Genomic DNA, 12,883 nt, shown 5'->3' with positions numbered 1-12,883 from the left:
TTATATACTTAACCCCTTAGGGAGTAAGTTGGGTAGCGCTTACACAACGTAGCTTGTACCAAAGTACCGCTTCAACATTGTGCATTGGATTACATTATTACAACATTAAAAGGAAACGCTTTATTTATAATAATACATGTTATATCATGAAAATAAACGATCGATTACAACCTGATTTTTAAAAATTACAACCTTTTGGAGGTGTAAGATGAGCTCCCCGATTCTCCACTTTATCACACCACCTATTCCTTATTTCATAGACTGTGGCCGTGCCCATTACGATGCTGGAGACTATCATATCAGTCGAAACTGCATCGGTGTGTTTGATCTCATCATCGTTAAGAAGGGCATCCTGCCAATCGCAGAGAACGATTTGCAGTGGGAATTAAAAGAAGGCCAATTTCTCATCCTTCGTCCAGACGCACATCATTATGGCTTCGCCCCCTGTCCTATAGAAACCGAAATCATTTGGATTCATTTTCAGACCTTTGGTAGCTGGAAAGAGTGTCAGGATATGAACGAATGTCTGGATAATCAGAGCGAGCTCATCGAGAACCATAAACAGAAAGCATATTTGAATCACTGTGATGTATGTTCGATCTTTATTCCGAAACATATGGAGATCTCACAAAAAGCAATGGAGGTGCTGGAGTTCTTTTTTCAGCTGGAACAGGAGCCCCAGTCGATGCGTAACTGGAAGCGTCAAGCCTCCTTCCAACAGTTCCTGCAATTCTTAGACCGTGATCTTGCAGAGGCGTCAGATGCAACCGCCATTCAACTGGCTGAGAAGATTGAGCTGTTCATTCGGCAAAACTACACACGTGAGGTGACCAACTCCCTCCTTCAAAAGGAGCTCAACTATCATCCCAACTACCTCGCCAAAAATATGCTGAAAATATACGGTGTAACGCCTATGGGATACCTTCTGTCCTATCGCCTGGAGCAATCCAAAAGACTGTTAATCCAGACCTCCTGGTCCATTGCACGTATTGCTGAAGAGGTTGGCTTTCATCATATTACTTATTACTCTTCCTGCTTCTCCAAGAAAGAAGGGATCTCTCCCTCAAATTTCAGACGAAAATTCACCTGTAAATAGACAAGAAGAAACGGTTGGCGCCCTTAAAAGGACGTGAACCGTTTCTTCAATTAATCTCTTAAGCACGTTGCAAGCGAATAACATTCCAAGATAATTTAGATAAGGAAGCCGTGAGGTGCCCGTCGTCCGCTTTTGCATCCCCACGATCATGTGGTGTTACCGTAGCTTGCTGTGCTACTGTATTTACTGCTTTTACATCCGCGTTCTCCAGCACGGTATGCTGAATCACACGATATCCCTCAAATCCTCGAATATCACATTCCAGCAGCAACATGTCTTCCAGACTTTTATTTACTGCAAAAATAACCAGTTCCTCATTCTCTTCGTTATAAACTACACTGGAATCTAGTAGCGGTACATCCGTATAATCCTTACTGTCATATAAAGGTGAAGACACGATAGGATGCAGCACCGTTCCCCGGCCATACAAGGACGTATGCATATAGGGATAGAAAATACTTTGACGCCAAGCTAAGCCTCCACTTATGGTCATTATAGGTGCAATCACATTAACCAACTGAGCCAAGCAAGCAATCTTTACTCGGTCAGCATTGTTCAGTAGCGTGATCAACATACTTCCGACCATCAGTGCATCTTCAAATCTATACTGGTCCTCCAGTTGAGCTGGTGCTACTTGCCAAGGGTCAATCTGCTTGTCTGACTCCAGGGTATGAAACCAGACATTCCATTCATCGAAGGAAAGATACATCGTCTTCTTACTGCGTTTCTTTGCCTTGATATAATCACATACAGCGACGATTTCTTTTATAAAAAGATCCATATCCAGTGATTTAGCAAGATAGTTTGCCGTATCGTTCTCTGCATTTCCGTAATAGGTATGCAGTGACAGATAATCAACCTGCTCATAAGTATGATCCAGCACAGTAGCCTCCCACTCAGCATAGGTAGGCATGGAACGGAATGAACTTCCGCAAGCCACCAGCTCTATGCTCGGATCAACCAGTCTCATCACTTTAGCGGTTTCGCTTGCTAGTCTCCCATATTCGGTTGCTGTCTTCTGGCCAATTTGCCAAGGACCGTCCATCTCGTTGCCAAGACACCAAGTCTTAATGCCATGCGGCTCCTCAAAGCCATGAGATCTTCTCAAATCGCTAAAATAAGAGCCAGAGGGATGATTGCAATATTCAAGCAGATTTCGTGCTGCATCTACGCCTCTCGTCCCTAGATTGACCGCCATCATAACATCCGAACGGATTCCTTTTGCCCAGCGAATAAATTCATTCGTGCCTACTTCATTGGGTTCTGTCGTTCGCCACGCTAATTCCAGTCTTCGAGGACGATCTGCTACTGGTCCTACTCCATCCTCCCAATTGTAACCGGATACAAAATTACCTCCAGGATAGCGAATCATCGGTACACCAATCTCTCCGATCATTGAAGCTACATCTTGCCGAAATCCATGTTCATCTGCTGAAGGATGGCCCGGATCATATATCCCTCCATATACCGCACGTCCCAAATGCTCAATGAACGAGCTATAAATTCTAGGATCTACCTCAGCCAGTTTGAATTCCTTTTCTATGGTCATCTTGGCCTTTTTCGACATGGTCATCACTCTCTCTCGTCTTCAGTTATGTTGGTTAGTTCCACTACTTAAACAATTACAACCTACAAGTAAGCGCTATATTACTAATACTAACAACATCAGAGTGGAATGAATATCAAGATATTGAACTACTTTTTTAAAATTTCCAACCACAATTTCTTTATTAATTCTTCCTGTTCATCTACCGATATATTATAGATAGATCTTATCGTCGTAGGAGGAGAATGAGCTATGCATATAACGAATATGACCTCTGCTATGGGAACGAGACTTAATGTAGCTGTTAGTCACCAAACTAACGATAAAACCATAAATTCAAACAGCAAGACAAGTGGTAGCGGAGACCACTTATCGATAAGCAAATCTGCAAAAGCAGCTTTTCAAAATCAATCTAAAATGAGCGGAATGGTTGATTCTCTACTTAAACAAAAACAGAGTATCATCGATAGCAAGAACAGCCTAATTGAAAGAACCACCAAAAGCTCACATAACCTTGATTCTATTCAAGATCAACTTAAGGAATTCGATAAACAGCTCCAAACGATTGACCAACAAATTGCGAAGTACACCTTTGAAGAGCAACAAAAGAACTTAGAAAAAGCTCAAAAAGAAGATCTATCGGATGAAGCTCGTTCTACTCATTCTGCAACAGCCAAACGTGAGCAGTTATCCAAAATCGTAAGATAGAATATCGGAAATGAATGAAACGTTAGGCGATACCATAAAAGACACCGGAGATAAAATTAAAGATCAGGAACGGACTGAGAAATTAGCCACCTACCAAGAAATTCAGCGTTTAGCCGAAGATTCTGATAAGTCGCAGCTAGAAATACTAATCTAACAAAGACAAAATTCTCTATATAGAAAAAGCAATCGGACCTCTACCACATCAAAGGGGTTGCCGATTGCTTTTTTATATGCAGATGATGTTATCTTTCAACTATTCCTTCCGAATCACGATAAAGCAGGTGCTGTCTGGCAAGGCCACTTCCTGTCCGCTCTCATCCATGAACCTTACTCTATCGCGCAGCGCTTCGGTATAACCTTCTTGCAAGTAATGCCGGAAGACTTCAATCTTCGCTTGCTTTCCTAAAGTCTGTTCAATAAATGAGGCAAACTCCGTAGGGGTAAAATAACCAAACTGTTCCTGTACTTCATGAATGTAAGCCTCTTCGCCCCAGGTATACGTATATAAAAACTCCATGGCATCATTAACAGGCATGAGTACTTCTTCTTCCCCTAATCTCTGATACTGAAGCTGACGTCCGGCAAAATCCTTCGCATAACGCTCCAGCCACGCCATACCGTCCTCCTCCAGAAAACGAACTTTCCGCAGCAATGCTGTGGGTTCGGTCATTATCCCATCGCGGATAATGATAACCCCGCCCACTGACAATACATCAAAAGCACTTCGCAGGGCGGCCGAGACGGTGTCATGATTGAACTTTTTACCATTAAGCGGCACATAAGAATATAGCTCATGCAAAATCGAAGAAAAAATTACCGTACCCACCGTTTCAGCCTCTACGAAATCTTCAAGGTTCAATGCATCTCCCTGCAGGACCTCCCACTGACGACCTTCCCGTTGCTTGCGCTGCCGCAGAGCTTCCACTACATTGCTCGATATATCAATGCCGATAGGGGTAACCTCTGGCATCCGCTCTTCCAGTAAATCCAGCAGCACACCGCCGCCCGGGCCGATATCCAGCACTTTTTTCCCAATGACATGCTCCAGAATCACAGCCTTATAATCTGCTGTATTATTCATTTGACTTAAGTAGGTATCTTCATTATGAAAACGGTCGAAGGCGTCCCTGCGTAGCTCGAACAAGTCGAATAACAGCAATACAGCACGTTCATACAAGGGCGATTTTTCAGCTTCCATACAGAATTCGATCAGCTTCTCTGCCGCTGCCGAGAATTGAAACTGAAAAAACACCGTGTCTGGCAGATGTTCCTTAGCGTATGGACGAAGCATTAGATGAGGATTCTCATCAGGTAAAGTCCCTTTTTCGATATCCTCCCATCTAAGCTCCGATAAATATTTTTCTATAATCCGCTTCTTATAAACATTGATCTTCTTAACACCCTTGTAGTCATAGTAAATGCTGTTCATAACCTGCTCGAAGCTGATATGACGTAGGGGTTCATTCTGAGCCCTTTGAGCTGCAAGCAACATCACTTTCAGAAATTGCTCCAACGAGAAAGTCTGCATTGCAGATTCCACATACCAGAAGATAGTGTTACTTAAAGACTCCAACCGTTCCGCATGGAAGCCTTCCTGTGTCAGCTTTGCCCACTCCGTAGTGAAATCCTCTCCTCTAGAGATCGGACCTAGCCGCATTCTGCGCAGTCTTTCTTTCATCGGCATTGGACTAGCAAGTTCACCGGATGCAATCAGAGTGATAAGCTGTTTCACTTCATGCTCTACATTCAGCCATAGCTCGGGAGATACAGCTCCGATGATGCAATGATTGAGTACGGTTAGCAAACGTTCAAGTTCCTCGGCAGTCAGTAACTGTTCCTCCACAAGATCACGAAGCGGCTTATTTACTTCCGGAGGCACCTCCCCACGGATTTGCTGTCCTATCAGTCCATGGGTTTCAATAAGCCGATGAACCAGTGCGCTTTTGTCAGAGACCGTACCGCTCAAATGTTTCCCGTATAACTGTGCGGAGCCAATGTTATGTACAAAACAGTTAATGCCTTCCTCCTGCCAAAGTAACCGCTCCTTCAATGTGCCACCCTTAGCTGCTTCTGACCAGATTAATGTTTCTTCCACAAGCTCTTTGATCCAAATCGAACGGGGAAGCTGGTCTAGCAGCTGCAAACTGCGTTCCACATAATCCAGCACGGGATTCCTGTGGTCCAACTCCTCCAGAGATTCCATACGCTCCAAATTTACAATCTGCTCCTCGGCTTGGACAATAAGCTTCAGCCAGAGGTTATCCTCCAAATGATCTTGTATTCCTTCACGGTATAAGGTGATGGCTTCCAACGATTTCAGCATATACTCCTCCTTCGCTCCAAAGTGGAGACTATAAAGACTTATTATTATATATACACTCCCGTTAATTAAAAAACAGAACCAGGATTCATGAAATTGCCATGTCCCGATTCTGTTTATATTCCAATCCTCAAGTTCCGAACCGTTGCCGATATCCGCACTTGCGGCACAGCTCTTCTACTGCCTCTCTACGAGAGAACCCGTAAAACAGATTGTTCGCTCGCTCACCCTCTACGATTTCTGAGAAAGGAGTCTCATGAATGTTTCCTAGGTTAATGACTCCTTCACCATCCAGACAGCACGGTACAACGGTACCATCCACAAGGATTGCCGCTTGGCTGCGTAGTGCATGACAGAACCCTTTTCCGTCATCTTCCGGCTCGTTCAGTGCAGGCCAACGGAACTCATGGTCCTGATTGAGATATACCCGTGGGGCAACCTTGACGCCGCTGCCAGGTACAACCTTTTCTTCGATCTTGAAATCAAGGTTAAAGGCTTCCTCCAGCACAGCAAGGGTCTCACGGTTCCGATTCTTCTCCAGATTGGTCAGATTATCCTCCGTCAAATTCCACAGCCGGAAGGAAATAATGACCCCTTGCGCGGAGGCTTCCCGTACAAAAGAAATAATCTCCGACAAATACCCTTCGCGGTTCTCAGATCCTTCATGCCCATCAAAGCTATGCAGAGAGAAGTTCATCTGTCGAAGTGCAGGTTTGCCGAGAATCTTAGGGCCAGCCTTATGAATTAACGTACCATTGGTAGTAATATTGACCTTGAACCCTTTGGCATGTGCCGCATCCAGCAGCTCACCAATCTTGGGATGCAGCAATGGCTCACCTTTTACGTGAAGGTAAATATGATTACTATGTGGCTTAATTTCATCTAATATCGTATTAAAAGTATCGAGCTTCATAAAGTTCTTCGTTCGGGCGGTTGGTGGACAAAAGCTGCAGGCCAGGTTGCAGACGCTTGTTATCTCAATGTATACCTTTTTAAAAGTCTTCAAGTGCTGCTCCCCATTCTATTTATAGATCTGCGGCATAGCGGAGGCCGATCTGTGCTCTGGCTTCCTCCATAACTTCTGCTACTGCCAAGGAATTCGCATGTGTATTAACTCTGCTTTCCCGTTCACCATTCTTAATTAAGTTGATAAATTCCTCAACCTCATAATACATAGACTCGAATACCTGAGGCTGCGTAAGCTCCTCGACGGTTCCGTCGCGATAATGAATCTTCACTTGGTAGGGTTGGTTGATCTTATCGATCACCATTGTACCACTTTCCCCTTGAATCTCGGCTGGCAAATAGGAATCAGCGATCTTGGAATGCATCACAACTGCATCCATATCATCATATTGCATGACAATACTTCCTTCTCCATCCACTCCAGAAGAGAGCATTAGACCCACGGCCTTTACAGACTTCGGTTTCCCGAACAACACTACCATAGGATACAGGCAGTAAACACCAAGATCCATCAACGAGCCATTAGAGAAGGCTGGGTTAAAAGCATTTAATACCGTTCCCTGTCTATAGGCGTCATATCTCGATGAGTATTGACAATAGCTTGCAAAATAACGACGTACTTGGCCAATCTTATACAAATTGTCTCTGATCACTCCGAAATTCGGCATGAAGGTCGATTTCATTGCTTCTACCAACAACACATCATTGTTCTGAGCGGCTTCAATCATTGCTCTAAGCTCCGCACTGTTTGAGGCAGCTGGTTTCTCACAGAGCACATGTTTGCCATGATTTAAGCACATAATCGCCTGCTCAGCATGCATGGAGTTCGGGCTTGCAATGTAAATAGCATCGACATCTTTACTGGAAACCATATCTTCCAAATTCGTATAAATTGTAGCTCCAGCATATTTTGCAGCAAAGGCCTGACCTTTCTCCATTGTGCGGGAGTACACGGCTGTCAGGATAAAGTCCTCATTCTCCAAGCCGGCTTGCACGAAGCGGTCTGTAATAAAGTTTGTTCCAATGACCCCGAAACGAATTGTCATGATAATCCCGTCCTTTTTAGTTCTTACTAAAGCTCTATATGCTATTTTCTCACTCTCAGGGTAGTCATGTCTACTTTTCAGGACAAATTTCCGACAAATTCCGATAGATCCACCTTGTGAAAAAAAGCACCACTCCTTCATCTTTTGTCGATATCAAACTATTCATAGTAAACAGCGACATTATTTGTCGAAAGATGCAGTAAAGAGGCTCCCATTCTTAACTTAAGAACAGGAGCCTGCTGAGCCATATGGATTTACAACTTATTTATAAAAAGCCTGCAATTGACGCACAATTTCATCCTTGTCATGATCCACTACGGTTTGGTGCTGTGGCATCTCGAACAACGCTTTAATTTGTGCCGGGAATTCCTGCTTAATGTCAATCACAGTAATCGCCTCATCAAACTTAGCTGGATGTGCGGTCGCAAAAGTAATCCCTATCTCATCCGAGCCATTAAAAGCTTCGTAAGCTGCGATTCCACATGCAGTATGCGGATCAAGTAGGTAGCTATATTCTTTTTGATATTTAGCAATTGTATTCAAGCATTGATCATTCTTCACGCCAAGCGCTGCAAAATCCTTCTGCACCTGCTGAAGCGCCTCGCCTTCAACCGTAATCTTGCCCTCGGTTTGCAGCTTGGACATATACGCGGATAGTTTCTCGGAATCCTCGCCTACCAAATAATATAGATAACGCTCAAAATTGCTCGCCACTTGGATATCCATCGAAGGACTGTATGTGCTTGTGAAGCTGCCCGGTTTGTATTCACCCGTGTTCACGAAACGCTCCAAGATGTTATTTTCATTCGTAGCAATAATCAGCTTGTTAATTGGTAATCCCATTTGCTTCGCCAAATATCCGGAGAAAATATTACCGAAGTTGCCGGAAGGCACGCTGATGTTAATCTTCTTCTCACTGCTGCCATCGACATGCAAATATGCATAGAAATAATAGACAGTCTGCGCCAGAATACGTACAAAGTTAATGGAGTTGATCGCACGCAGATGATAGCGACTCTTAAAGTCGAGATCCGCGAACAGATCCTTAATCACCTTTTGGCAATCATCAAAGTTACCATGAACAGACAGGTTCAGTACATTGCTGTCATCAACCGTAGTCATCTGCAGCTCCTGCACTTTACTAACCTTACCATGCGGATGAAGAATACAGATCTTGATTCCTTCTTTACCGCGGACACCCTGAATCGCAGCCGCTCCAGTATCCCCCGAGGTTGCTCCGAGGATGTGGATGATCTTGTTCTGCTTTTTCGAAATATACGAGTACAGCTCACCCATAAACTGCAGTGCTACATCCTTGAAGGCAAAAGTAGGGCCATGGAACAATTCCAGTACATACAGGGAATCATTCACTTGGTGAATAGGCGTTACTTCCGGCGTGCGGAAATTGCCATAACTAGTATTGACCATTTCCTGCAAATCTTCTAAAGGAATCTCATCATTAGTGTAATAGGCGAAAATCTTCAGGAACAATTCCTGGTAGCTAAGACTTCTCCACTCTTCTAAAGTAGCTGCTGAAACGACAGGAATCTCGGAAGGAACCATCAATCCGCCGTCATCGGCAAGTCCCATCAACACCGTATCGATAAAGCCTTTAGGTTCCACATTGCCTCTTGTGCTTATATACTTCATGCTCATCCTCCTGAACCCCTCATATACTATATATAAATATAAGTTTCACTTAATCGTTGCCTGTTTTCCCTATATACTACCACGTTTACGCGCTAAAGTCCGTTAATTCTTTGTCTTATTTTGCAGCTCTTTCCAGACGGTTTTGTTGCTGTACTGCCGTTCCGTGCTGACATCCTTGCCGAACCATTCCGGCGCCTTGAAGCTTTCCGCTTCCTCCAAAGATTCAAATTCAACCTCCAGAACGGACAATTTCAGCTGAGAATAGACGTCGATCTCAACCGTTGTGCCATTCCACACCGCCGTAATCCGCTCTTTGACCAAGGCTACCGCATTAACCGCCTCAATCATCTGATTATATAAACCCTCTGAGATAAAATATTCGATCTCTTCGCGCTTGATCCCTTTGCCATCCTTAAACGTGTGTGTATACGTTACCTCACCTGAGTCCAGATCCGTAATTTTACGCACACGCAGCTCTTGTCCGCCGTCTATCGCCAGATAGGTCTGATCGATATTATGCCGGGTCACAATCTTCAATTCGCCTTCTTGAATAAGCTGCTCCGGAAATTCCGGCAGCAGAAACTTGCGTTCGATCTCCAAAGCCATGATGTTTCGCTCCTCTTCGTGCCATTTATTTTATATTAATAATCATCATAGGGGTGAGACAAACCCAAGTCAATGTAGATTATGGGGAAAAAAGTCTTGTTCTTATCGAATTACCTCAATAATAGAAACAGCGGCAGTCATGGACGTGGAGACAAAGCCCTAGACTGTCGCTGTTTAGTTGAGCAATAGTTACCCGTTAGCTTAACGAATAATGGTTAATTTTACGCTGTCTAAAGATTTCCTAACAAAGCGGACATATTTTTTTGATTTTCTGCAAGCCAAATCATTTCCTTCGCAAAGCGAGCTGGCGGTACACTATGTTGATCCATGTTAGCATTAATCCACCATGTGCTTTCCATATACCACAACAACTGTAATGAATGTGTTAAATAGCCCTCTACCACGTCGCGTTCCTCACTGTACCCTTCCATAAACGCCGAAGCCAGGGAGACATCTAAATTATCATCTAAGGCACATGACATCACAGCACGAGCTACATCAAGCTGCGGATAGTCATATTTTAGTCGATCAAAATCTAGAATTGCAGATAATCCGTTATCATTAAATAAAAGATTATCTACCCAAAGGTCACGATGTGCCCAGCCTGTTTGAAGTAATTCGAGTAGTTCTATATTCATTTCTTCAGTAGCTTTAAATTGAGTTTCTATCTCAGCAAGCAGCTGAGGCTTACCAAGTCCCTTAGTCTTTTCCCAAACGGAGTTCCAATGTGCTAAACGCTCCTCACGACTTGGAGGAATAAATTGCGGACTATTTTTAATGCCAAGTGTCCCGTCATTTAACAATCGATGCATTTTTCCTGTTGCTCGACCTAAATCATATATTTGATGGACATTGATTTTACCTGGTGAAATTAGTTTTCCCTGGCAATACTCCATCACCAGGAAGCGTTCTCCATTATCAGATTCAAGCAAAATACTTTCATTCTGTGATAACACTTTGGGGCACGCTAGATCTTGGTCATACAATCTAATCTGTTGAGAGAGTGCTAACAATATCTCCTCTGACTTATATAATTTATATCTTTCTTTGTTGTATTGTTTAAGTAACAATTCCCCTGCATCCGTCGTAACTTTCCACTTTAAGTTTAACCAGCCTCGTTTTATCGAAGTAGTTTCAATTACATTCAAACCGAATAAACGATGAAATGTTTTTAGTAGGTCATCCAAGATCATTTCCTCTGTTAATATTGTCTCCATCTGGTCAACTCCTATATTTATAGTGAATAAGTTTTTATTCCTTATGGAGACCTATAAACCTCTGGGATTAAATAATCAATCTGTTGTTAATTTTGAATACATATTGAGATCTATAAACTTCCCGTTTACTCTTTCATACCTTCTTAAGGTTCCCTCAAACATAAAGTTCAGCTTTCGCAAGACTTTTACTGAATTCACGTTTTCGGGTTCCACTTTTGCTTCGATTCGATTCAGCTTCAAAGTTGAGAATGCGTAATCTAACAAAGCACTTATAGCTTCTGAAGCATAGCCTCTTCCCCAAAATGCTCTAGCAATGTCATATCCAATCTCCGCTTTCTCATTTTCAAAGTCTAAGGAATTAAAACCACAAGAACCTATGATTTCATTGGATTCCATTTCAATTATAGAGAAACGAATAGCTTTGTTATCTAGAGAAAATTCATCAAGAAGTTTTATCATATCTTTTGCCTGATTTTCATCAGTAAAACTATCAATATTCATGAACTTGGTAACCTCTGGATCAGACCAAATTTTAAACAAACTTGGCGAATCCGATACCTTCATTTTTCTTAAATGTACTCGTTCTGTGTGTAACTCTGTAGTTAACATTATTTTTACCTCCATTAAATTTTAATAGTTGGTTTAAAAATAATGATCTCTGCGCATAGTTCAGTCCCTTCATTTTTCATTCCCCATTAGAATATCACACCATCGTTAAAACGAATAATATACCTCTTTTCCCTCAAGAAAATCCCGACATAACGTGCTGCATATTTTGGAGGCGTGCTCTTTTATCCAACCGTTCCTCTCAGAGTCATGAATAAAAAATACGTAACTAATAAAAATATCCATAAATATTTGTCCTTCAATGTACCGAATCTCATCAAGCGAAAAGCTTGATTTAGAAGCATAACCCTCCAAAAGCGTTTTGCGGAGCTCACTTTTCAACATGGAAGATGCAGAGCCCAAATCAAACAAGTAGTAACCATAACCAAATAAACAATAATCTATTAAGATAGGATTTTGTTCTGACACAACGACATTGCCCAGTTGAAAATCAGCATGAATGAATCCCCATGAGTTGTCCCTAGCGTCTAGTTCTGCTAATTGTTCTTTTACTACGAGTAGAACGCTACTAATAACTTCGTAATCCTCCTGATTAAGGGCTCCATTGTCTGTTCCCTTTCCAAGTTCTATTAAAGTTTCATCAATCTTTGTGACATTGTATACAGGTCTATGTAACTCCAAGGGCATTAGCGTTCGTGAGAATTCATGTAGACTGGCAAGATTTCTACCTAATCTATAAACAATCTGTTCAATGTTATCTTCATCTTGGGTTAGCGTCGAGCCTTCGATCCATTCTAAAAGAGTGGCCAAACTAGTACCAAATTGCTCTGAACTATATTCAGTAACCAGTTCCCCTTTTTGATTTAGAACAGGTCTTTGAACTTTTAGTATGTTCTTCTGATCGATTTCTCGCAGAAAAAACATTTCTGCCTGTAATCCATCTCGGGTATGTTGTAAGCCTGAGAACCCTTCAGATATTGGTTTATGTATACGTAACAAATAATTCTTGTTATCCGTTTTGTCGGTCACTTTAAATGTAATATTCTCATTATGTCTAATGAATTCAATGATGGGATCGATGAACGAATACTGCAGCAATACTTTCTCAGCTTCAATGATCATAAGACTTCCCTCCTTCAAATCTAGAATATTCTTTATATT

Annotated in this window: 11 protein-coding genes; 2 read left to right on the top strand and 9 right to left on the bottom strand. The window is 42.3% G+C overall.

The features are described from left to right. Positions 1-208: 208 nt before the first annotated feature. Positions 209-1,096, top strand: coding sequence for a helix-turn-helix transcriptional regulator (locus MKX60_RS23640; RefSeq protein ID WP_076299098.1), 888 nt, complete (start codon positions 209-211; stop codon positions 1,094-1,096). A 58-nt stretch (positions 1,097-1,154) separates the two neighbouring features. On the opposite strand, the gene arfA is transcribed toward MKX60_RS23640, so the two are convergent. Next, a complete protein-coding gene (gene arfA / locus MKX60_RS23635) occupies positions 1,155-2,669 on the bottom strand; it encodes an arabinosylfuranosidase ArfA (RefSeq protein ID WP_445670771.1) in 1,515 nt (504 codons plus the stop codon). 225 nt (positions 2,670-2,894) lie between these two features. On the opposite strand from arfA, the gene MKX60_RS23630 reads away from it, so the two are divergent. Beyond that, on the top strand, positions 2,895-3,350 hold the full coding sequence (locus tag MKX60_RS23630; protein ID WP_341061178.1) for a hypothetical protein: 456 nt from the start codon (positions 2,895-2,897) through the stop codon (positions 3,348-3,350). Positions 3,351-3,603: 253 nt separating this feature from the next. Here the strand turns inward: MKX60_RS23630 and MKX60_RS23625 are convergent, their stop codons facing one another. From MKX60_RS23625 to MKX60_RS23590, 8 genes are all read right to left on the bottom strand, one after another. Further along, complete coding sequence (locus MKX60_RS23625; protein WP_341061177.1) at positions 3,604-5,673, bottom strand: class I SAM-dependent methyltransferase; 2,070 nt, start codon at positions 5,671-5,673, stop codon at positions 3,604-3,606. A gap of 127 nt (positions 5,674-5,800) precedes the next feature. Beyond that, complete coding sequence (locus MKX60_RS23620; RefSeq protein ID WP_042124302.1) at positions 5,801-6,676, bottom strand: radical SAM/SPASM domain-containing protein; 876 nt, start codon at positions 6,674-6,676, stop codon at positions 5,801-5,803. 19 nt (positions 6,677-6,695) lie between these two features. Then, positions 6,696-7,682 carry a Gfo/Idh/MocA family protein gene (locus MKX60_RS23615; protein WP_076299094.1) on the bottom strand — a complete coding sequence of 329 codons (987 nt, stop codon included), beginning with the start codon at positions 7,680-7,682 and terminating at the stop codon, positions 6,696-6,698. A 261-nt stretch (positions 7,683-7,943) separates the two neighbouring features. After that, entirely contained in the window at positions 7,944-9,332 is a 1,389-nt protein-coding gene (gene thrC / locus MKX60_RS23610) for a threonine synthase (RefSeq protein ID WP_341061176.1), read from the bottom strand. Positions 9,333-9,434: 102 nt separating this feature from the next. After that, on the bottom strand, positions 9,435-9,938 hold the full coding sequence (locus MKX60_RS23605) for a CYTH domain-containing protein (protein ID WP_076283838.1): 504 nt from the start codon (positions 9,936-9,938) through the stop codon (positions 9,435-9,437). 230 nt (positions 9,939-10,168) lie between these two features. After that, complete coding sequence (locus tag MKX60_RS23600; protein ID WP_341061174.1) at positions 10,169-11,155, bottom strand: phosphotransferase; 987 nt, start codon at positions 11,153-11,155, stop codon at positions 10,169-10,171. A 75-nt stretch (positions 11,156-11,230) separates the two neighbouring features. Next, complete coding sequence (locus MKX60_RS23595) at positions 11,231-11,779, bottom strand: GNAT family N-acetyltransferase (RefSeq protein ID WP_341061173.1); 549 nt, start codon at positions 11,777-11,779, stop codon at positions 11,231-11,233. A 90-nt stretch (positions 11,780-11,869) separates the two neighbouring features. Further along, positions 11,870-12,844, bottom strand: coding sequence for a phosphotransferase enzyme family protein (locus tag MKX60_RS23590; RefSeq protein WP_341061172.1), 975 nt, complete (start codon positions 12,842-12,844; stop codon positions 11,870-11,872). Positions 12,845-12,883: the final 39 nt, after the last annotated feature.

Origin of the sequence: Paenibacillus sp. FSL R5-0914 (genome assembly GCF_038004525.1) — a bacterium.
Classification (GTDB): Bacteria; Bacillota; Bacilli; order Paenibacillales; family Paenibacillaceae; genus Paenibacillus_AQ.
This window is presented reverse-complemented; position numbering and strand designations above follow the sequence as displayed.